Raw genomic sequence first — 21,263 nt, forward strand, 5'->3', positions numbered from 1 at the left:
CGCGCGCCCGTGTCTCGCGCCGAGGCTCGCTCTTCGTCGGACTGCCGGCAGCGGGAGTTGCTGCCGAAGGGGGAGCGGCGCTCGACGCCGGCTCTTCAGCCAACACGCCTGGGGCTACGAGGAGCACTCCGAGTCCAACCATCAACGGGGCGATGCGCATTCGATCACGGTACGGTCAGCCACTCGCCTTCGTAAGGGCCTCGCACCACGGAAGGCTCATTTTCGTAGGCTCGCGCCCTACTCCATCCGTGAGGCGCGCAGAGTGCGGGAAGAGAGAGACCTTGTCCTACTGCTCGGCGCGGAGCGCGAGACCGAGCTCGCGTCCGAAGGCGTTGGCGTCGCGCTCCGACGGCCACGCCACGGAGCGAGAGAGCCGCCGGAAGCGCGAGCCGTCGGGCTCTGCCACGAACGCATCCATCAAGAGGGCGGCGCCGTCGCGTCGCGCGTACGCCGCCAACGGCGTCTTGCAGTCGCCCTCCAAGGCCTCCATCACCCCTCGCTCGGCCCACACGCAGACGGCGGTCTCGGGATCGTGCAGCGGCAAGAGCAACTCCGCGATGGCGTCGTCGCCCGCGCGCGCCTCAATGCCTAGCGCACCTTGCCCAACGGCCGGCAGTGACACGTCGACGTCCAAGGCGGATTGAGCGTGCTTGCCGGGCTCGAGTTGCGCGGGCCCGAGCTGCAAGAGGCCGAGTCGCGAGAGGCCCGCTGCCGCGAGGACGATGTCGTCGTACTCGCCGCCTTCGACCTTCTTGAGCCGCGTGTCGACGTTGCCGCGAAGCGGGACGATGTTGAGATCGGGGCGCCGGGCCTTGAGCGAGAGCGCGCGACGCAGGCTGCTCGTGCCCACCTTGGCGCCCATGGGCAACGCCATGAGGCTGCCAAAGCGCGGTGCGATCAGCACGTCGCGCGGGTCGACGCGCTTGGGAATGCAAACGATCGAGAGGCCGTCGGGCATGACGCCCGGCACGTCCTTGATGGAGTGGACGGCGACGTCGGCGCGATCGGCGAGGAGGGCCTCCTCGATCTCCTTGACGAACAGCCCCTTGCCTCCCACCTCGGAGAGCGGCCGATCCTGGATGCGATCGCCGCTCGTCACGACCTGCAACTCTATTGCCGCGAGGCCAGGCCTCGCCAGCGTGAGCTCGCCGATGAAGGCTCGACACTGGGCCAAGGCGAGCGCCGAACGGCGCGTGGCGTAACGAACCTTTTGGGGCAACGTCATGGACTCTCTCAGTGGATGCGCTCGGGACCGTCGCCGGCCTCGGGTGCCGGCTCGTCGGGGCGTCCGACGTCGGGGAGCTCGAAGAGGTGTTTGAGCGCCTGCACCAGCTCGCCGCTCGACGACGACGACGCCGAAGCGCGGAGACGCGTCGTCGGCTCGTGCAGCAGCTTGTTGGTCGCGCTCTCGACCATTTGCGTCAGCGCCGCGCGCTCGCCTTCTCCGAGGTGCTTGAGCCGCGTACCGAGGCTCCGCTCAAGCTCGGCCATGAGGATGCCACGCGTCTTCGCGCGGAGCGCCACGATGGCCGGTTGGACGTCGAGCGAGCGGGCCCACGCTTCGAAGTCAGCGAGCTCTTCCTCGACGATGGCCTCGGCGGCGGAGACCTCGCTCTGCCGAAGCTTCATGTTCTCAGCGACCTGCCCCTCGAGGTCGTCGACGTTGAAGACGAAGACGTTGTCGATGGTATGGGCGTTGGGCTCGACGTTGCGCGGCACGCTGATGTCGATGACGAAGAGCGTACGTCCGCGACGCACGCGCATCACGCGCTTGAGCGTTTCTTTGGTGATGACGTAACCGGGGCTCGCGGTGCTGACGATGACGACATCGCTGCGAACGAGCTCCGGCTCGAGGGCGCTCCACGGGGCGACCTCCCCACCGATGCTCTGAGCGAGGGCCGTGCCGCGCTCGTAGCTCCGATTGCACACGCGGATCTCCCTAGCGTCCTTGCCGAGGCTCTTGGCCGCTTGCTCGGCCATCTCGCCGGCGCCTACGAGCAAGACCGAGTGGCCCGCCAGCTCACCGAAGATCTTCTTGGCGAGATCGATGGCGACGCTCGAGATGCTGACAAGGCCGGCGCCGAGCGACGTCTCGCTGCGCACGCGTTTGGCGACGCCGAAGGCCCGGTGGACGCATCGCCCCAGGTAGCTACCGAGCGTTCCGGCGGCGTTGGCCGCTTCGAAGGCGTCTTTGACCTGACCCAAGATCTGCGGTTCGCCGAGCACCATCGAGTCGAGGCTCGCGGCGACGCGGAAGATGTGGCGGACCGCTTCTTTGCCCTCGCGCCGGTAGAGGTACGGGGCGATGTCGGCCGGGGCGATGCCGGCGCGCTCGGCGAGCACCTCGTGGATGGCGCCCTCGGCGGGTGGCAAGGCCTTGGACGCCGCGAAGACCTCCACGCGGTTGCAGGTCGACAGAAAGAGCGTCTCTCTGAGCTCTTGCCGCGAAGACAGCCGCGCCAACACCTGGGGCAATGCGTCGGAGCTCGCCGCGAACTTCTCGCGAACCTCCACCGGCGCCGTGCGATGGGAGACGCCAATGACGACGATCATTGGCCCGCACCGTCGAGCTCGCGCTCGCGCTCGGCGATGGCGGCTCCGCGGTCCAACGCCGCCGTCACTGGCCGCGCCGCGCCGGGCTCGAGCGCCACCGGCGCCGGCGCGACGCTCCGCCAAAGGTAAAGAGCCAGCACGATGACCGCGAGACCAAAGCCCGCGATGGTGCCGTACGCGGCCCGGCGACCGCGCCAGCCGGCAACGGCGCGGAGAAAGAGCACGCCGGCAAAGAGGACCCACGTCGCGTAGCCGAAGGCCGCGCGCCATTGGTCGGCCGATGATCCGAGCTCCACCCGGCGCGCCCACAACGTGCCCGTGAGGATGCCGAGCGTGAGCAAGGGAAACCCTAGGAGGAGGAACCGATGTTCGGCCTTGTCGAGCGCGTCGAGGGGCGGAAGCCGCTGAAAGAGGCCCGCGAGGCGCTTCGTCTTGAGGCGCCGCTCTTGCACCAGGTAGGTAACGGCGGCCGCGAAGGCCAAGAGGAAGAGCGCGTCGCCGAGGAGGTTCACGGCGACGTGAAGCGGCAAGATGGCGCTCTTGATTTTGTTGGAGGGCTCTTGCCCCGCGGTGCCGACCCAGCGCGACGCCAGTAGGAACGTCAGCGCCACGGGTGTGACGAAGGCTCCGACGACGTCGATGCGAAACCGCACGCGGGCCGCGAGGTAGACAGCGCCCGCGAGCATCGAGACGACGCTCATGGCGAAGTGCATGCCCTCGACGGGGCAGATGCGGAGCACCAACGACGACACGACGATGTGCGACGCGTGGAGCACGACGCCGACGGCGACGAGCTTCGGAGCCAGGCGCCCCGCCGGCGGCCCGCGGTCTGCACCCGCCAAGTGGAGTCCAAAGAGGATCGCCGCCACTGTGTAGACGACGCAGGTCGTCACGAAGAGGAAGTCTGCGAACGCGGCGTTCATCCCTTGAGGCTCCGGAGGATCAGGCGCGCGAGGAGGTCTTCGTCGGTGCTCGGCTCGTCGTCGGAGAACGCCGCTCGGCTCTTCCGATGCTCGTCGTAGGTACCGATGGGGGCTCCAAGCCAACCCGGCACCACGTCGTAGGCGTTGTCGCCGAGGATGCACGAGGTGTCGAAGATCTCCGCGCCTTGGCCGTCAAGCAGCGCCCTGGCTTTCACGCGCCCGACGACGTTGTGCGCGTCGTTGGCTTCGGTGACCTCGCGCGCAAAATAGAGGGCTTCGCAAATCTCGTAGCGGCGTCCCCGCTCGATGATCGTGAGCTCGCTGCCGCGGAGGTCGACCTTCCCCGCCGAGAGCCAGTCGTCGAGTGTCTTTTGGGAGAAGAAGACGCGGTTTTCCATGAGGAACCGAGGGACCCGTGATCCGTGAGTCGCGACGCTGGAGTATAGCCGCAGTCGCGCGCCACCGCGGTATAAGCGTGGAAACGGTCATGGCGCTCCTCCCTTCCGCCACGCGTTCCGTCTCGCAGCCAGGCTCCCAGCCAGCCGCAACGCCTTTCGAGGCCGCCTACGAGGCCATCGTCGCGGCGCTGTCTCGGGCCACCTTCGAAGGAGCCATCCGCGAGGCGCGACGCGTCTTTGGGGCCCGCACCGGCGAGGTCGACGACGACGACGACGGCTTCGAGGGGCGCATGGCCGCTTTTTGGGACAGCGCGGTCACGAGCCCCGAGTTGCTCGGCCGGCTCCACGGCGTCGTCGGCCCCGAATACGAACCGTGGCTCGTGGCCTTCGGCTCCGCCCATCGCGGCCTCTTCGTCGTCGAACCGGAAGCCGATGACCACCGGGCCGAGCTCGTCCTCCGCGACGTCTGGTCCGGCGCGTCGTTCTTTGTGCGCCCGCTCCCCCGCCCCGAGACGTTGCTCGCGCTGCGCGGCAGCGAGGGGCTCTTCGACGGTCGCCTCGTGGGCCGAGCGACGCCGCTCGAGATCGCCCTCTTGCCAGGCGCGTTTTTTCATCCGCCCGACGCGACGGGCGCCATCGAGGCGGTCCTTGCGGCGGCGCGTGGGCGCGCGCCACACGAGCGCCTCGCGACCGCCGATGTGCTCGACGCCTTGATGCACATGGAGGCGAGGCTGCGCGGCCACTCGCGCGTCAAGGCGGCCTACGCCTACCGGGCCGAGCGCTTGCCAAAAAAGTAGAGCGCCGCGGCGACGAGACGGGGCTCACAGGAGCACCGCCGACCGCCGACGACACGGCGCGCGCCCGCGAGCGGGCTGCGCTATCGTTGCAACATGGCGCTGCCGCCCACGTTTCGAGCCCGCCTCGTGTCGCGGCAGCCGCTCACGAAGAACGTCGCCCACTTCCTCTTCGAGCGCGCCGACGGTGCCCCCATGACGTTCGAGGCTGGCCAGTGGGTCAACCTCATCATGGAAGGTGCGGCGGCAGACGGCTCCGCGTTGAGGCGCGCCTACTCGATCGCCTCGCCGCCGCGCGCCGAGCCTACCTTCGAGCTGGCCATCACGCGGGTCGAGGGAGGCCCCGGCACCGCGTTCCTCTTTGCGCTCGAGCCCGGCCAAGAGCTCGAGGTCGTTGGGCCCCAGGGATTTTTCACGCGGCCCCTCGGTTCGGCGAGCCCCTCCTTGCTCGTCGGCACGGGCACCGGGCTCACGCCGCTTCGAAGCATGCTGCTGTCGGCCAAGGCCCACGGCTCGCTTGTGCCCGCGACGCTGCTCTTTGGCGTCCGCGAGGAGTCGGACATTCTGTTTCGTCGGGAGCTCGAAGCGCTGTCCGAAAGCGACTCACCGCTCCGTGCACACTTCACGCTTTCCCGGGCCGACGACGCGTGGACCGGTCGCCGCGGCTGGGTGCAGACTCACGTGCTCGAGCTCTACGACGCGCTCAAGGGCGGCTCCGAGACGCCGCCGCACGTGTACATCTGCGGCCTCCGGCCCATGGTCGACGCGGTGCGTGAGCTCTTGAAGACGGAGCTCGGTCTGCCGCGACAGCTCGTGCATTCGGAACGTTACGACTGAGTTCGCTCGCCGCCGCTCGGCGACTTAGCCCGGTTCCGCGGCGACGCTCGCTTGAAACCAGTTCGGCACGCCGCCGGCGAGCGCGATGGCCACTTGGCGCGGCGTGAGATCGGTCGTCGTCAGGAAGGTGCTCGACGCCTTCCTTCGGACCGCCAGGTCGTTGGCCGTCCCGAGCGAAGACCGGAGGTCCGTGAAGACGAGGATCTCGCCGGGCTCGATGGGGAAGTAGTCGGCGCCGTCGACGAAGGTGAGGCAAACGACGCCGGCGTTGACGAGGGCGCGCCGAAACGCCGCACCGATGCTCTTGGCGAGGACGAAGCGAAGGCCAAGCGACCTGAGGGCGAGAGCCGCGTGCTCGCGGTGCGAGCCGTAACCAAAATTGTGCCCCGCGACGATGACGTGCCCGCCGAGATCTTTGGCGACCTTCGCGCGCTTCACGTACGTGACGTCGATGCGCTCGAAGGCGAGATCGGCGAGCGCCGCGACGTTGCTGCCAAGGGAAGCGCCGCGGAGGCCGGCGGGAACGATCTCGTGCATCGGCACGTCGTCGGGCAGCTTCAGCATGACGCGCATCTCGCCGCCCTTCGGCATCGCATCGAGCGTCGGCAGGGGCTTGATGCTCGGCCCCTTGGCGATGGCTGGCGGGGGTTTTGCCGAACCCTTGGCCGACGGAGGCGCCGAGCCGCGTCGCGACCGACTCGGCGGCGGCTCCGAAGTGGGCGAGGCGACACGGGCGGAGGGCTCGACGAAGACCTGCGCGCGGGCGCCGCCAGTCGTGCGCACGTCGCCGCGCGCGCTGCCAAAAGCCACGTCGTTGCCGGCTTCGCTCGGCCGCGTGATGACGCCTCGCAGCGCCGAGATGGCGGCGGTGGCGGCGCTGCACAAGAAGACGCGATCGTCCTTCGTGCCCGACGCGCCGGGGTAGTTCTGAGTGGCCGTCCGGAGGCTCGGCTTGCCGGCGGCGGGCGCTTGCCCAACGCCCGCGTAGCCCAAGAGCGCCGGCTCGGCGATGCGCACGTTGGCTTCGATGAGCGACGAGAGGGCGCCCGTCTCGGCGAGCGCGCCGAGCTGACCACGCGTTTGCGGGTTGAGCTCGAAGCTCACGCCCGGCGCCACCGACGCTCCGCGCACCATCGATGTCACGCGGCCGAGGTCGTGCGCGCCCGCCATGCCGGGGCCGCCCACGATGACTTGCCCGACGGCGGTGCCCTCCGCGAAGCGCACCGGCACCACGTTGCCGGGGCTCTGGGGCTTCGCGATCATCGGCTCGAGGGAAGACAGATCGAGCTCTTCGTCGAGGTCGTAGACGGCGTCTTCGTCGGCCGCGAGGTTCTCGTAAGAAGACCCGCGCCCCATCGCGAGGAGCCACGCCTCTAGAGAGGCGTCGGCGGGAAAGAGCGTGGTGACGACGCCGAGCTCGGCGACCATGGCGGCGAAGGCAGCGCGCTCGGGCACCGACATCGAGAGGACGCCGCTCTCGGCGCCAGCATCGCTAGCAGCATCGCCGGCCGCACCGGCGACCTCGAGCACAAAGCCCGCGCGACCGCGAACGCCGTGGCGACGCAAGAGCTCGAGGGCGAGGTCCGTCGCCGAGACCCACGCGGGCATCGTGCCCGTGAGCCTTAAGCGCCACACCTTTGGAACGGGAAGCGCGTACGGCTCACCGGCCAGCACCATGGCCGCGTCGAAGCTCCCGACGGCGAACGCGAGCATCGCCGCGGCGCCGAGCATCGAGGTGTGCTCGTGGGCGCCCACGAGGCTCTTGCCGGGCTCGGCGAAGCGCTCCAAGTGCAGCCAAGGCCCGACGCCGTTGCCCGGCGGCGAGTAGCGAAGGCCCATGCGCCGCGAAGCCGCCAAGAGGTACGCGTGATCTTCCGCCACGCGGCCGTCGTCGGCGAGCGTGACCTCGTCGACGTAGGTGATCGCCGTCTCGACGCGGACGCGTTCGACACCGAAGCTCTCGAGGGCGAGGAGCGCGAGCGACGCCGCGCCGTCGCCGAGGAGCACCTGGTCCACCCGGACCATGGCATCACCCGGCGCGTGCCGTGAGCCGCCGGCGAAGTGGCGGTCCAGAAGCTTATGAAAGAGCGAGGCGCCCATGCGAGCCCGCTCTCATTGCCGCGGAAGCGTCACCGCGGCAAGTCGCAGAGGCGCCCGACGTGGCGCCCCCGTTGTGCTCGTTGTGCCGGCTTCGTGCCGGCGCTTCGTCAGTACCCCTTGCGCGCCTGGGCCACGTCACCGGGCTCGATCTCGCGAGAGCTCTGCGTGACGACGCACGCCGCCGAGTGGTCGCGCATAAAGACCACGCGCAGCTCGGCCACGCTCTCGTCCGGCAGGGCCTTGCGGTTTCGAGGCGTGGGCACCTTCTCCACGGCCGCCGGCGACGGGCTCTCGAGGGCGATGCGGGTCGCTGCGTTGGGCGTCGCGAGGCTGTCGCCCCAGGCGTCGCCCTTGCGCACGATTTGGAGGCGGTTGCCGGGCTTGAGGCCGTCCTTTTCGCCCTTGTCGATGAAGACGAGCTGGTTCTGCCCGTAGAAGACGTGCGGGTAGAGGCTCGCGATGACCTTGCTGTCGACGTCGGTGTCGTTGCGCTGCGGAGGCACGATGGTGAAGCGGCGCCCGACGGGGCCAACCCGTGAGCCGCGCTCGATGACGTCGAGGGTCTCGGTCACCAGGGCGCGCGCGACGCCCGTCTTTGGGTTCCACTCGTTGACGCGAACGGTGCCGTGAATCTGCACGAGGCGACCGCCGGCGACGGGCCGCGCGTAGCGGAAGACCGTGAGCTCTTGGCCGATGCGGATGTCGCGCGAGGGGTCGAGCCTCAGGTAGACCTCGTCGGTGTCGGTGAGGAACATCTTGTCCTCGGGCGAACCGCTGATCTCACCCCAGTTCTCGTCGGCCTGGTCGTCGACGAAGCCCTGATCGCGCAGGAACAACGTGTCGGGAGGCACCTGCCTCCGCCGGTCGATGATGGAAGGCCCATTGTTCGAAGGCGCGGTCGTGCCCGAGCTCGCGAGCTGCGACTGGCCGCTAGGCCGGAGCCGCACCGTGTCGCCGGGGTAGATCCAGTGCGGGTTCTGAAGCTGCGCGTTGAAGGACCACACGCGAGGCCACTGGTACGGGTTCTGGAAGTAGTGATCGCAGAGGTCCCAGAGCGTGTCGCCTTTGCGAACCACGTGAACGTCGGGGACGCGGCCACCCATGCGCAAGCCGCCGTTGCTGCCGCCGAGGAACACGGGCCCCCGGTCGTTGCCGAAGGCCGTTCCCGCGGAGCCGCCGCCTTGGCCGAGGTCGAAGCCGTCGCGTTCGCCGGGCATCTTGGGCCGCGACGACGACGACTCGATGCTGCCGCCGCCGAGCACCTGGCCGGGGGGCGGAGGCGCCACAGTCCCGGGAAAGACCGGCACGACGGTCGTGGTCGTGGTGGCGCCGCCGGGGGCCGGCGCCGGGGCGTTCTGCGCGAGCGCCTCCAGAGGAAAGAGGATCGCGATAGGGGAAAACAGCAGCCAGCGTCTCATGGTCTCCCTTCGGCTTCCTTCTTCGGAATTCTCTGCGTCGCTTCGCTTCGCGGGTACTCGCGCACGAGGCGCGCCCACGCCTCTTTGGCCTTGGCTACGTTGCCGAGCTTCTCGTGGGCCATGCCGAGTTTGAGCAGCGCGTCGGGCACTTTGTTGCCGAGGGGAAAGCGGGCGAGCGTTCCCTCGAGCTGTTCGATGGCGCGCGGCAGATCGCCCATCTTGGCGTAACACTCGCCGCGCCAATACATGGCGTTGTCGGCGTTCGGATGGTCGGGGTAGCGGAGCAAGAAGCCCGCGAAGGCGTCGAGCGCCTCTTTGCACTTTCCGCCGCGAACGAGGCCGAGCGCGGCGTCGTAGTTTTGCCTCGCTTCCGGGTTGAGGGCGCTCGGCCTCGGCGCGCCCTCGCGAATGCGGGGCGCCCCGCCGCCAACGTCGCCGCCTTGTTCAGGAAGCTCGGGCTCGGGCGCCGTTTGCTCGATGCGATCGGCGCTGGCTTTGGCTCCCCGAGGGCCGCGCCCGCCGGTCACCCGGAGCATGGGCCGCGCGCCGCCGTCGTCGACGGGCGGAGCGGCGACTTCTTCGGCGCCAGCGACGGGCGTCTCGCGACCGTCGGCACCGATGCGCACGACCCGCAGGGCGGGCGTCGCCGCGGGAGCCACGCGAGGAGGAGGAGGAGCCTTTTCGGCGCGCGGAACCTCACCCGTCCCGTCGTCCGCGCCCTTGGTCTCGAGCGCCATGAGCCGCTGGTCCACGCGGTCGCGGTCGGACTGCACGCGCGAGAGCTCTTCGCGGATTTGGCGGAATCGGCGATCGCCGTCGGATTCGCCGCCGCAGGCGGAGAGCGCGAGCGAGACGGCGAGGAAAATCCCTGCAGCGACCGCTGGCGCGACCACCGGCGCCGTGGCCCCTGAGGGGCCCGTGAATCGACATGAAGGACGCGGTCGCATTGGAGCGTTCTCGAAGGGTAAGGGCGGGGGCGCGTTTCGGCCAAATTGGTGGGGAGACTTTACGGATCGCTCTCTTTGGGTCACATTCGTGCCCTCGGTGGGCCTCAGGCCTTCCGTTTTTTAGGAGCACGATGGCCCCGCCGACCAAGAAGAAGCTCGATCTCCGGAAGACCCTCTTCATTCTTCCGAACATGATCACGCTCTCGAGCATCTTCTGCGGCTTCGACTCGATCCGCCTTTCGGGCACCTCCACCGGCGACGACGACTACTACCGCGCGGCGCTCCTCCTGGTTTTCGCCCTCTTCTTCGACATGCTCGACGGCCGCGTCGCGCGCCTCACGCGCACCCAAAGCGCCTTTGGCCTGCAGCTCGATTCGCTCGCCGACGTCGTCTCCTTCGGCGTCGCGCCGGCGCTCCTGGTCTACCGGTGGTCGCTCTACCAGACCGGCAACGTCGGGCTCGTCGTCGCCTTCGTGTTCGCCGGCGCAGGCGCGGTGCGCCTTGCCCGCTTCAACGTCCTCAGCATGGGCGAGTACGGAAAGCCCACGAAGCCCGGCAAATACATCATGGGCCTGCCGGTGCCCGGGGCCGCTGGCATTCTCATCTCGCTCGTCGTCGCGCACCACGCAGCGCCCGGCGTGCTGCTCGGTCCCAGCACCGCATGGGCCATGGTCGCGCTGACGATCTTCCTCGCGTTTTTGATGGTCTCGACCATCAAGTTCCGCTCCTTCAAGGATCTGAAGATCAACGCCCGCTCGCTCTCCCTCGTGGCCTTCGCCCTCGGCTCGAGCGCCGTGATTTCGCTCCAGACCAAGCCGGCCTTCGTGCTCGTCTGGCTGTTGACCTTCTACGTCGTCATCGGCCTTGTCGAGACGCTGCTCTCGTTCCCGAAGCGCAAGCGCACCCGCGAGGCGGAGCCGAGCCAGCCGCCGGTGCCGTGATCCGCGGCGTGGTCGGTACCGTGATCAGAAGTGTGACCGGCACCTTTCTGCGTCCCCCGAGCCCTCGGCCATCGTGCTCGAAGACCTTCACTACCTGAGGGAGCGAGCGCAAAAGGCGACGGCGCGCGGCGATCACCAAGAAGCGGCGCGCCTGCTCTTCGACGCCGCGCAGCAGACGCACGTCACGGAGACCGACTACGCGAGCGTGCTCAAGCCGCTCGCCGCGGCGTTGACGCACCTCGGCCGACCGCGCGACGCCTTGACCGTGGCCTGGTACCTCGCGCTCGCGGAGAAGGGCGGCGCCGAGAAGGCCTCCTGGCAATCGGCGCTGACGCTAGCCGAAGGCGCGTCACCGCACGAGCAAGCCCGCACGCTCGCCGCCGCAGGCCGGCCTCGGGAGGCCGCACGCGCCGCCGAGGCCGGCGGAAAAATCGCGTCGGCGGCCATCCACTCGGAGCACGCCAGCGACTTCGTCGCTGCACGGGCCCTTTGGGCGCGCCTCTTCACTGTGCTCCAGCAGAGCGGCGCCGAGCCTTACTTGCGAGGCCTCGTCGCGTACAACCTCGCGCGCTGCGCCGCCAAGGGCGGCGACCAGAGGGGCGCGCGCGACGCGCAAGTCACCGCTGTGCGCCTGATGGAAGAGGCCGCCGACGAGTTCGAGTCGACGGGCAAGCGGGAGCGCGCCTTCGACTGTTTCCAGGTGCTCGTGCAGATCGGTCACGAGTCGCACGCCTTCGAACACGTGCTCGAAGGTTACGTGAACTCGGTGCGCATCCTGCGCGAAGACCACCTCAAGTACTTCGTCCTTCAACACTACGACGACGCCATCGTCGCCTCGCGCGAGAGGCGCGAGCTCGCCGCCGCGGCGACGCTGGCGCGAGAAGCGGCCAGCTACGCGCGCACCATCGGTCTCAGCGCCGCGAGCCGCAACTACGCGCTCGACGAAGGGAGCCTCTGGGAGCTCGTCGCTGAAGATCACAAGGGCCGCGGCTCCTCGCCGGCCATCGCCGAAAACGCGATGCTCGCCGCGATCCTCGCCTACGCGGACGTTGGCCAATTCGCACGCGTCGGTCGCCTCTACCGGGAGCTCGGCGACCTTCCGCTGGAGGATTCGCGGCGGGCGCACTATGCGCGCGTGGCGGAGCGGTACCAGGGCGTCGGCGACGAGCTCGTGGAGAAGAGTCCGCTCGCCGGTCGCGGTGCGCGGGCCGCGGAGCTGCCGGCCGTTTGGCATGACGACGTCGTCGAGTGGGAGGAGGCCGGGAGCGCCGAAGAGGCGTGCGCCACGGTGCTCTGCGACGCGAAGTGGCCCGAGCTGACGCGGCGCCGGGCCATGCTCGCCCGCCTCGCGTCGCTGCGCGTCCCGGCCGCGGGCCCCGAGCGGACGGCGGCGTTGGCCTCGCTCGCGCAACGGTTGGCGCACGTGCAGGTCTACGCGGTGCTCTCGCCGCTCGAGCACCTCTTCGAGTCTCCGGAAGAAGCCGTCAAGCTCGCGGTGCTCGAAGCGCTTCAGACGTTGTTCTTCAAGCGAACGTTCATGACGCTTCGGGCGGCCATCGCCGACGGGACGCCGGAGCTCGTGACGCAGGCGGCGAGCGCGCTCCGGGCGCTTCACTTTCCTCATGCCTTCGATCCCCTCGCGCGCATCCTCCACGACGGGCCGCCGTCGGAGGTCCGCGCCGCGGCCCTCGACGCCATCGCGCACATCGACACGCAGGAGGCGGCCGAGCTCTTGCTCGGCGTCCTCGAACACGGGAGCCCGGAGGACCGGCAAGCTGTGACGCGCGCGCTCGGGGGCACGAAGGCCGCTAAGTTCATTGAGCTCGCGAAAGCGACCTTCGCGTCCGCGCCGCGCGCCGTGCAAGCGCAACTGCGGGACATCCTCACGAGCCGCGGTGTGGCGGTGTGAGGCGCGGGAGCTTCACGGAGCTCGCCGCGCTGTTTCAGCGAATCCCCTTGCAACGTTGAGGTAGGCGGCGAGCGCCGCTCGCGACGCGGGCGTCAGAGGGCGTCAGATTGCCACAATGCGGCGCGTGAGCCGGCCGGACCTGGGTTGATTTCCGTGGGGCTACGGTACGGTCGCCGCACGCGGGTGGTGCAGGCCGCGATCTCGTCCCAAGTCGCCGCGCAGAACTCCTGGACGCGACGCGCAACGCTCGTGCGACCGCCGTGGGCAACGGGGCGCGTGCCCTGCCGTCACGGCGAGCCATTTTGGTTCCATCGCGCGCGCTCGCGAGGGGCGCACTGCGCTTTCGGACATCGGCGTGAGCCGTGCGGGGCGCGGTTAGGCAGGTCTACTTCTGCGCCACCCCTCGGCAGCGCGCGCCCAACGCGGCGAAGCGATAGGTTCCCTCTGGGAACACGCCACGCCTGTCACCCGCGATCCATCGGAGTCGCGCGTCGCGGTAGGCCTTTCGGAAGCCGCGGAGCGCCGAGAGCTCTTGGCGCCGCCGCTCTTTGTTGCGACATGCCACATGGGGCCGGAGCTTGCGGCGAGGCTCGACGGTGCGGGGCCTGCTCGTCGGCGCCGTGCCGAGCACGGCCTTGCGTCCAAGCACGCGTCGCCCCGTCTTCGCGCGCCGCGCTTTCGCCGCGTCCTCTTCCGCACGGACCGCAGCGGCGATCTTGTCGGCCCATTCCTTGGCCGCGAGGTGCTCGAAGCCGTCAATGGGCTCGATGCGAAGGGTCACCTCTTTCGGCATCGGGCCGTCCTCCCGGAAGAAGCCGCGTGGGCGCTTGATGGTCCTCGTCGTGCCGCGAAGATGTTGGCCGAACGACGACGCACCAGGCCACTCCGCGACTCGCTCGACGAGGTTGTCAGCGACGGGGTTGCAGAGAACGTAGATGAGCTTGTCGAAGCGGTCTTGGGCCTCGACAAGGTAGACGGCGTTGGGCTGCTCGGTGGCCCAGAGGTTTTCCCAGCGACCCCAGTGCGCGTTGAGGGCCTTGGCGATCATCTTGTGGAAGTGGGCGAAGAACTCGGGGTAGTTCCCGAGGTTGTCCCGGACGAGCAGGTGCTGGTGGTTGCTCATCGCGATGAAGCCATGCAGCGTGATCTTGTAGCGCTCGCACGCCTCCGCGAGGCAGTAGAGGTAGATCTGCTCGACGCGCGCATCGGGACGCAGCAGGTGCTGCCGCTGCGTGCAGCGGCGACTGGTGAGGTACGTGCGACCGGCCACGACCCGACGGGGAAGCGTCATGAACGTCACATCGGCAGCGATGCGAGCGAAGTTGCGTCGACCGGGCGAAAAAGGAACCCAGGACGGGTCTTGCTCCCGCGCGCGATGCAGCGCGTCGTCGTAGCCGCGCGCCACGAGGAGGTCATGGACGTCCACGGAAGGGGCAAGCGCCGCGCGCGACGCAAAGTCGGTGACCGGCTCCTCCCAGGCGCGAACGAGCTCGTGAGGCGCTTGGGCGTCTTGGTCGCGCTGGGCTTAGCCATGGTAGACGTGCGACTCGCAGATGATGCCCGCGTCGGTGGCGACGAGCACCTCCGCGACGTAGAGCGGTTCGTCGCCCGGGTTGGTTCGCACGTACTCCATCACGACACGGCGCCCCATCGCTGTGAGGTAGCGCTCCTCGTAGCGAAGGCCGGGGAGCCGCTCCATCGCGTCGGCCCACCAAGCGCGGAGCGCATCCTTGCCACGAATCTCGCCGTTCGTTTCGGGCTCGCGCGCGCGGAGCTTCGGGCTCGTATGAACGGCATCGGAGGCGTAGAGGGCGAGCAAGCGCTCCAGATCTCGCGCGTTGAACGCGTCGAGCCACGCACGCGCGAGGGCGACGAGCTCTGAAGGATCTCCGCTCATGCGGGCGAGTCTACCGCGTGGAAGGAAGCGACGGGGCGCGTCGACTCGGCCTTGTCGCAGCGCTCAGCGGGCGCTTCGGGTTGGTTTGGCGTCTCCCCGTACCAGCATGACTCGCTCAGCCCCTCTGGGCAGGCCGCCCGCACGCGTCGGCCATCGCCGCCTCGAGGCGCGGGAAGCGGAACGTGAAGCCCTCTTTAAGGAGGCGCGTCGGCAAGGCGCGCTGGCCCGTGAGGAGCGCGTCGGCGCGGCCTTCTCCCATGACCATCTTGAGCGCGAAGCCGGGCACGCGAAAAAGGCGCGGGCGATGGAGCGTCGCCGCGAGGACCGTCGAAAATTCGTTCATCGTCGCAGGCTCTGGGGCCGTCACGTTGAAGACGCCTCGGCAGGCTTCGTTGTCGATCAGGAACATCAGGGCTCGGGCCGTGTCGGCCAGGTGAACCCAACTTAGCCACTGGCGGCCGTCGCCGAGGGGACCACCGACGAAAGCACGGAACGCCGGCAGCATGGCTTCGAGCGCGCCGCCGCCGCGCCCGACGACGATGCCGAGGCGCGCGATGCAGAGACGGGCGCCGGCCGCCGCGGCGGGCTCCGCCGCCGCCTCCCACTCGGCGCAGAGGCGACTGAGCGCGTCGTCGCCGCGCGGTGACGATTCGTCCAAGATCGCGTCGTCGCTTCGCATCCCGTAGGCGCCAACGGCGGACGCGTTGACGAATGTCGTTGTCGGCGCGCGCTCGGCGATGCTCGCCGCGAGCAACGCCGTCGCGTCGACGCGGCTCGCGCGAACCTCGCGGAGTCGCGCTTCGGTCCAGCGCTCGTCGAAGAGCCCGGCCCCCGCCAGGCCAACGATCGCGTGCGCGCCCGCAAGCTCGCTCTCCCATCCGCCCCTCTCACCGGGCGACCAGCGAACCGAACGCGCTCCGGCCACGGCGCCGTGCCCCCTCGAGAGAACCACGACCTCATCGCCGCGGGCCACGAGCGCTACGACGAGCGCGCGCCCGACGAAGCCCGTTCCACCGGTGACGACGACCTTCAACGAATCCTCGAAGCGATGGGCAGCGGGCCACCAGAAGTCATCGCGGAGAGATAGGGCCCGGCGCGCCAAACGGCAACGCCCAGGGCCGCCGCCCTCCGAGAACTTCTCGCCGGCACGCGGCGCACGTTAGGCTGGTCGTCCATGAAGATCCGGGGGGCCGTCGTTTCGCTTTGTGCGCTCGCGCTCTTCGCGTGCAAGCCGAAGGACGTCACCGACGCGGAAGCCAAAGGCGACATCGGCTACCTGACGACCAACGGCTCGCCGGAGGCGGTGGCGGCCCTTGGGCGACTCGCCGACAAGAACCCGAAGGCCCGCACCGCGCTCGAGACGCGCGCCGAGATGGACTTGAACGCGTACATCGCAGCCTGGAGCGCTGTGCAGCGCGGCGCGCCTTGGGGCGCCGAGGTCTTGCGGAGCGGCCTCAAGTCCCCGATCCGCGCTGAAATTGCCGCCGCGGCGATGGCACGCGGCGACGCGAAGCTCGCCGACTTTTCTGCCGATCTCGTGGGTGCGCTGGTCGCCGCCGGCACCAAGGAGCCGCGCGTCACGGTCGCCGCGATGCTCGCGAGCACGCCGGCCGCCGACGTCATCGACCAGCGGCTCCGCGACAAGACGACGCGCGGGAACATGTGCCGTGGCCTCGCCTCCCCCGACGCGAGCGCGGCGGCGCGCGGCGCGCTCCTCGCCGCCGCGGCCGAATCGCGCGACGACCCGGCGTGTGTCGACTCGGTGGTACGTCTGGCCACGCTCGACGCGAAGACGATGGCGTGGCTCGCCGATAGCGCCGAACCGGGGCTCCTCGCGGGCGCCGGAAAGAGCGACGCAATGCCCTGCCCGCGCCTCGCCGAGGTGTGGGCGCGCGCGTTCAGGAATCGTCCGCCGCCCACGCAGGGCGGGCTCGCGGTGCCCTTGTCGGTCGCGATCAAGCGATGCTCCCGGGAGCTCGACCCTGCGATGGAGACCGCGCTCGCGCAGACGCCCACGGCAGCGGCCCTCATCGTCGGCGGCGTGGAGCCCTACGCCGGAGAAACGAAGCAGCTGGTCAAGACCTGCAAGGCCCTCGCGGGCCCGGCGGCGCGAGGCCTCACCGGCCGCACGCGCGATCGCGCAGCCGACGCCGTGGCTCACGGCTGCAAGGGCGTCCTCGCGAAGTAGCGCGCGCGCGCAGGGACCTAAGTGCGCCCGCGGGGCGGGCGGGGGGGCGCGCCGCCCGCCGCCGGGGGGGGGGGGGGGGGGGGGGCGGGGGGGGCGGCGGGGGGCGGGCCCCCCAACGCAACTAAATCAGCCGGGCGTGAGCGCCCGGCGATTTAGCTCGGGTCCCACATCTCGACGCCCGTCGCGACGATGCGCACTTCGCGGGCGCTGCCGTCGGGCATCTTCTTCGCGAACCGCGCGCCCTCGGACTCGAGGTGAGCCACCTCTTCGGGGGCCACGCGGCGCGACGAGAGCACACCCTCGACGCACGCGACCTTGCCGGCCGAGTTCGTGGGGACGAAGAAGCCGTAGTCCTTGAAGGTGACACGCGCACCGCTCGCTTCGCGGTCAGCGCCCTTCGCGAGCTCCATCCAGCAGCCCTTGCGGGTGCACGCCGCGCGAACCGTTCCCTCGATGCGCATCGCCTTGTCGGCGAACTTGTCGGGGTCCTCCATCACGGCGGCGAGCGACGCGACCGCGGCGCCACCCTCGAGCTTGGCGCCGTAGCGTTTGGCGCTCGCCGACTTCGCGCAAGCAAAGGTTTGGGCCGCGGGCGTGGCACCTGGCTTGAGCGCGGCGCCTGTTTGCGCTCCCGGCGCCTCGCTCCGCTCTTCTGCGGGCGGCAGAAGCGCTTCGCTCTTCGAGCAGGCAAAACTGGCGCAGGTCATAACGCCAAGAACGGCAGACACGAGGGCCAACGACAATCGCCGCATCGGTCCCTCGATATAGCACGCGCCCCCGCGCCGCGAAGCGCGGTGGTTCGAGGGAGACTCTTCCTTTGCTCAGCCGCCCAAATACGCGGCCTGAATCTCCGCGTTCTTCGCGAGGTCGGCGGAGGCGCCGCTCATGGCCACCTCGCCCGTGCGAAGGACGTAGGCGCGTTGGCTTACCGCGAGCGCCATGCGCGTGTTCTGCTCCACGAGCAGCACGGTCACGCCGGCGGCGGCGATGGCGCGAATCGCGTCGAAGATTTGCCCCGCGAGCTTCGGCGCGATGCCAAGCGAAGGCTCGTCGAGCAAGAGCAACGTGGGTCGCGCCATCAGCGCACGCCCGATGGCGAGCATCTGCTGCTCACCGCCCGAGAGCGTCCCCGCCTCTTGCGTGAGCCGCTCCTTGATGCGCGGAAATAGCTCGGCGATGTCGGCCATCGACTCGGCCATGGCGACCTTGTCCTTGTGCAGGTACGCGCCGAGCTCGAGGTTCTCCTTCACCGTGAGGTTCGGGAAGATGGCGCGGCCCTCGGGCACGAGGGAGACGCCCAACTCCACGGTGTCCTCCGTCGCCACCGCGGCGAGGTCGCGTCCCGCGAAGCGAATCGCTCCGCCGGCGAGCGGCAAGAGCCGCACGATGGACTTGAGCGTCGTGGTCTTGCCGGCGCCGTTGGCGCCGATGAGCGCCACGATCTCACCGGCGGCGACGGTCATCGACACGCCCTTGATGGCCTTGACGCCGCCGTAGTGGACGCGAACGTCTTCGAGCTGAAGAAGCGGCACGCCATCGGCGAGCGAGATAGGTGCGCGCTTCGGGTGCGTCGTCTTCACGAGGCCTCTTCCGTCTCAGCGCCTTCGCCGAGGTACGCGGCGAGGACCTTGGGATGCGTGCGCACCTCTTGGGCCGTGCCGTGGGCGATGGTCTCGCCGTGGTCGAGCACATGGATACGCTCGCAGACGCCCATGACGACCTGCATGTTGTGCTCGACCAGCACCACCGTGAGGTCGAAGGTGTCGCGGAGCCAGCGGATCTGCTTCTTGAGCCCCTCGGCTTCGCCGTAGTTCATGCCGGCGGCCGGCTCGTCGAGGAGGAGCAGCTTCGGCGAGAGCATCATCGCTCGAGCGATCTCGAGGCGGCGCTGATTGCCGTACGAGAGGCTCGTGGGATCGTCGTCGGCGATGTCCGCGAGGCCGAAGACCTCGAGGAGCTCCATGGCGCGCTTGGCCAGACGCGCGTCATCGTCGTAGTGGGCCCGCGTTCGCAAGATCGCCGACGCGAGGTTCGCCTTGCGCGACAGCTCGCACGCCACGAGGAGGTTCTCCAAGACCGTGAGCTGACCGAAGAGCCGGATGTTCTGGAACGTCCGCGCGACGCCGACACCCGCGATGTCGGCGGGCTTGCGCCCCACGAGGTCGGTCCCGGCAAAACGAATCGTGCCGTGATCCGGCTGGTAGACGCCGGTGACCAGATTGAAGACGGTGGTCTTGCCCGCGCCGTTGGGGCCGATGAGGCCGAAGATCGCGCGCGCCGGCACCGTGAACGAGACATCGCTGACGGCGCGGAGGCCGCCGAAGCTCTTCGAGACGCCGCGAAGCTCGAGCGTCACGACGAGACCTCGCTCGCCGCGATCACCTCGGCCCTTGCACCTTGCTCGGGTGCGCCGCCGGCGCCGCCGGGCGAGGCGCTTGGGGGGCCGCCCTTGGTCTTCTTCTTGGCGAAGAGCTCACGCTCGCCCAGCAAGCCCTCGGGACGAAGCACCATGAGCGCAATGAGGAGCGCCGCGTAGAGCATCATGCGAAGGGCGTTCAGATCGAGCGCGGGAAACTGCGTGCGGAGCGACTGGACCGCCGCGGTGCCTTGCGCCAGCTCGATGGCCTTGACGCTGAAGGTCACGAAGATGCCCCCGAGCATGGCGCCGGTGACGCTGCCCGAGCCGCCGAGGATCACCATGGTGATGGCGTCGAAGGACGCCTGAAAGCCGAAGCTCTCGGGCTGCACGATGGGCGCGCCGTCGCGCATCTGCGCCATCATGCCGCCGGCGACGCCGCCAGCGGCCGCCGACACCACGAACGACATGACCTTGTACCGCGTCGGGTCGACGCCGACGGCGGCCGCCGCGATCTCGTCTTCGCGGAGCGCGCGCAGCGCCCGGCCCCAACCGGAAAACTTGATGCGCCACGCCAAGACCGCGGCGAGCCCCGCGAGGCCGAAGATCCAGAAGGGCCCCGCGTAGAGCGGCAACCCCGTCGTGGCGTTCGGCCCGGCGTAGCCGCGCGGGCCCTCGAGGTTCGCGATCATGACGGCGATGGCGTGGAAGAAGGGCCCCACCACACCGTCTTTGCCGACGTGACCCCACGCTGCGGCGACGGTCTCGCGCCCCGACGCACTCGCCGTCTGGATGACGAGGCGCAAGATCTCCGCGAAGCCCAACGTCACGATGGCCAAGTAGTCGCCCTTGAGCCGAAGGCTCGGAAGGCCCACGAGAAAGCCGAAGAGGGCGGCGACGAGCCCCGAGGCGAGGAGGCCTAACGGGACGATGACAAAGGAGCGCGCGAAGGTCACGTCGCCGGCGCCCATCGCGTAGTGCAGGTGCGACGAAACGATGGCCGACGTGTACGCGCCGAGGAGCAAGAAGCCCGCGTGCCCGATGGAGAACTGGCCCGCCATGCCGTTGATGATGTTGAGCGACAGGGCGACGACGATGTTGCACGCCGCGAGCATTAAGAGCTGACGGATCGAGCTGTCGGGGATGGCGCGCTCGAGCACGAAGTCGAGCAGCACGACGACCGCCAGGAAGGCCACCGCCACAGCCAAGCGACGCGGACGAAAGAGCATCGCTTCCGCTTATTTGATGACGCGAATGTAGTGGGGCAACTCGCGCTTCGGCTTGGGAGGACGCGAGCTGTCGGTTGCTGGTCCGCGTCCGAGCGGGGTCACCGCCGGTGTGACGGGCCGAGGGCCGTCGGGCGCCTTTTCTGGCTCGCCCCGGCCCGGAGGCTGCGCGGCGTCAGCGCCAGCGGAGGCTGCGTCGGTCGCGATGTTGGCGGCCTTAAGGGCGGGACGTTCGCCCTTCTTCTTTGCGCGCTTGGCCTTGGACTTCGCCTTCTTGGCTTCGTCCTTGTCTTGGCGCGCCTCGACGGCAGGGACCGCAACGACGGCGACCGGCGCGGGGGCCGGCGCAACACGAAGGGGGCTCGGCCCAGGCGCGCCGACCTTCTCGAGCTTCTCGTTGGGCGCCGCGTCGGGCGCCGGGGCCGGCGCCACCGACAACGTGGGCTTCGGCTTCTCGAGCTCCGGCGGCACGTCTTCGGGCCACACGAGCCATCGGCCGTCTTCGCCGACCATGGCAAAGACCGCGCTCCACGGGACGACGCAGCGAAACGGCACCTTGCGGAAGCTCAGCGTGCCGCTCCAGCCTTCCTCGTTCACGGTGAGGTCGGGAATGGGGACGGCCATGGTATGACCGATCTGCAGGACGAGCCGCGGCTCCTTCTTGAAGCCCGGCGGAACGATGACCGTCTCGGAGCGCGGATCGAGGTGGATGAACACCGTCGAGCGGTCGAGCAGAACGGTCAAGACGTCCTTCTTGGGCGGGGGCTTCTGCACGC

Annotated in this window: 20 protein-coding genes; 5 read left to right on the forward strand and 15 right to left on the reverse strand. The window is 69.5% G+C overall.

Annotation, left to right across the window (positions count from 1 at the left end; all coding sequences use genetic code 11):
• Positions 1–286: 286 nt before the first annotated feature.
• From hemC to IPG50_15005, 4 genes are read right to left on the reverse strand one after another with little or no spacing between them, the layout of a single operon-like run.
• A complete protein-coding gene (gene hemC / locus IPG50_14990) occupies positions 287–1,225 on the reverse strand; it encodes a hydroxymethylbilane synthase (GenBank protein ID MBK6693493.1) in 939 nt (312 codons plus the stop codon).
• Positions 1,226–1,233: 8 nt separating this feature from the next.
• The gene (locus tag IPG50_14995) at positions 1,234–2,553 is read right to left on the reverse strand and encodes a glutamyl-tRNA reductase (protein ID MBK6693494.1); all 1,320 of its coding nucleotides are present in this window, start codon (positions 2,551–2,553) and stop codon (positions 1,234–1,236) included.
• Positions 2,550–3,476, reverse strand: coding sequence for a cytochrome c biogenesis protein CcsA (ccsA, locus tag IPG50_15000; GenBank protein MBK6693495.1), 927 nt, complete (start codon positions 3,474–3,476; stop codon positions 2,550–2,552). The genes IPG50_14995 and ccsA overlap by 4 nt, the downstream gene beginning before the upstream one ends.
• Positions 3,473–3,874 carry a hypothetical protein gene (locus IPG50_15005; GenBank protein MBK6693496.1) on the reverse strand — a complete coding sequence of 134 codons (402 nt, stop codon included), beginning with the start codon at positions 3,872–3,874 and terminating at the stop codon, positions 3,473–3,475. The genes ccsA and IPG50_15005 overlap by 4 nt, the downstream gene beginning before the upstream one ends.
• Positions 3,875–3,963: 89 nt before the next feature.
• On the opposite strand from IPG50_15005, the gene IPG50_15010 reads away from it, so the two are divergent.
• Positions 3,964–4,671: a hypothetical protein gene (locus IPG50_15010; GenBank protein ID MBK6693497.1), complete on the forward strand. Its 708-nt coding sequence runs from the start codon at positions 3,964–3,966 to the stop codon at positions 4,669–4,671.
• 93 nt (positions 4,672–4,764) lie between these two features.
• Entirely contained in the window at positions 4,765–5,505 is a 741-nt protein-coding gene (locus IPG50_15015; GenBank protein MBK6693498.1) for an FAD-dependent oxidoreductase, read from the forward strand.
• 24 nt (positions 5,506–5,529) lie between these two features.
• Here IPG50_15015 and IPG50_15020 read toward each other — a convergent pair whose 3' ends face one another.
• The 3 genes from IPG50_15020 to ybgF all read right to left on the reverse strand — a co-directional run bounded on the left by IPG50_15020 (position 5,530) and on the right by ybgF (position 9,970).
• On the reverse strand, positions 5,530–7,605 hold the full coding sequence (locus IPG50_15020; GenBank protein MBK6693499.1) for an aconitate hydratase: 2,076 nt from the start codon (positions 7,603–7,605) through the stop codon (positions 5,530–5,532).
• A gap of 107 nt (positions 7,606–7,712) precedes the next feature.
• Positions 7,713–9,023 carry a LysM peptidoglycan-binding domain-containing protein gene (locus IPG50_15025; protein MBK6693500.1) on the reverse strand — a complete coding sequence of 437 codons (1,311 nt, stop codon included), beginning with the start codon at positions 9,021–9,023 and terminating at the stop codon, positions 7,713–7,715.
• The gene (gene ybgF / locus IPG50_15030) at positions 9,020–9,970 is read right to left on the reverse strand and encodes a tol-pal system protein YbgF (GenBank protein MBK6693501.1); all 951 of its coding nucleotides are present in this window, start codon (positions 9,968–9,970) and stop codon (positions 9,020–9,022) included. Before ybgF ends, IPG50_15025 begins: the two co-directional genes overlap by 4 nt.
• Before the next feature lie 131 nt (positions 9,971–10,101).
• On the opposite strand from ybgF, the gene pssA reads away from it, so the two are divergent.
• Positions 10,102–10,911: a CDP-diacylglycerol--serine O-phosphatidyltransferase gene (gene pssA, locus IPG50_15035; GenBank protein ID MBK6693502.1), complete on the forward strand. Its 810-nt coding sequence runs from the start codon at positions 10,102–10,104 to the stop codon at positions 10,909–10,911.
• 70 nt (positions 10,912–10,981) lie between these two features.
• Entirely contained in the window at positions 10,982–12,820 is a 1,839-nt protein-coding gene (locus tag IPG50_15040) for a HEAT repeat domain-containing protein (protein ID MBK6693503.1), read from the forward strand.
• 385 nt (positions 12,821–13,205) lie between these two features.
• On the opposite strand, the gene IPG50_15045 is transcribed toward IPG50_15040, so the two are convergent.
• The 3 genes from IPG50_15045 to IPG50_15055 all read right to left on the reverse strand — a co-directional run bounded on the left by IPG50_15045 (position 13,206) and on the right by IPG50_15055 (position 15,750).
• Complete coding sequence (locus IPG50_15045; protein ID MBK6693504.1) at positions 13,206–14,246, reverse strand: hypothetical protein; 1,041 nt, start codon at positions 14,244–14,246, stop codon at positions 13,206–13,208.
• 99 nt (positions 14,247–14,345) lie between these two features.
• Positions 14,346–14,717 (reverse strand): nuclear transport factor 2 family protein, encoded by a 372-nt coding sequence (locus IPG50_15050; protein ID MBK6693505.1) that lies wholly within the window; start codon positions 14,715–14,717, stop codon positions 14,346–14,348.
• Between the two features lie 115 nt (positions 14,718–14,832).
• Positions 14,833–15,750 carry a TIGR01777 family protein gene (locus IPG50_15055; GenBank protein MBK6693506.1) on the reverse strand — a complete coding sequence of 306 codons (918 nt, stop codon included), beginning with the start codon at positions 15,748–15,750 and terminating at the stop codon, positions 14,833–14,835.
• Positions 15,751–15,891: 141 nt separating this feature from the next.
• On the opposite strand from IPG50_15055, the gene IPG50_15060 reads away from it, so the two are divergent.
• A complete protein-coding gene (locus IPG50_15060) occupies positions 15,892–16,905 on the forward strand; it encodes a hypothetical protein (protein ID MBK6693507.1) in 1,014 nt (337 codons plus the stop codon).
• A gap of 152 nt (positions 16,906–17,057) precedes the next feature.
• Here the strand turns inward: IPG50_15060 and IPG50_15065 are convergent, their stop codons facing one another.
• From IPG50_15065 to IPG50_15085, 5 genes are all read right to left on the reverse strand, one after another.
• The gene (locus IPG50_15065) at positions 17,058–17,657 is read right to left on the reverse strand and encodes a DUF4920 domain-containing protein (GenBank protein MBK6693508.1); all 600 of its coding nucleotides are present in this window, start codon (positions 17,655–17,657) and stop codon (positions 17,058–17,060) included.
• A 69-nt stretch (positions 17,658–17,726) separates the two neighbouring features.
• A complete protein-coding gene (locus tag IPG50_15070; protein ID MBK6693509.1) occupies positions 17,727–18,485 on the reverse strand; it encodes an ABC transporter ATP-binding protein in 759 nt (252 codons plus the stop codon).
• Positions 18,482–19,261, reverse strand: a complete 780-nt coding sequence (locus IPG50_15075; protein MBK6693510.1) for an ABC transporter ATP-binding protein — start codon at positions 19,259–19,261, stop codon at positions 18,482–18,484. Before IPG50_15075 ends, IPG50_15070 begins: the two co-directional genes overlap by 4 nt.
• Complete coding sequence (locus IPG50_15080; protein MBK6693511.1) at positions 19,258–20,490, reverse strand: branched-chain amino acid ABC transporter permease; 1,233 nt, start codon at positions 20,488–20,490, stop codon at positions 19,258–19,260. The genes IPG50_15075 and IPG50_15080 overlap by 4 nt, the downstream gene beginning before the upstream one ends.
• 9 nt (positions 20,491–20,499) lie before the next feature.
• A complete protein-coding gene (locus IPG50_15085) occupies positions 20,500–21,261 on the reverse strand; it encodes a hypothetical protein (protein MBK6693512.1) in 762 nt (253 codons plus the stop codon).
• Between the last annotated feature and the right edge of the window lie 2 nt (positions 21,262–21,263).

It is taken from the genome of Myxococcales bacterium, assembly GCA_016703425.1.
In the GTDB taxonomy this organism is placed as follows: domain Bacteria; phylum Myxococcota_A; class Polyangia; order Polyangiales; family Polyangiaceae; genus JADJCA01.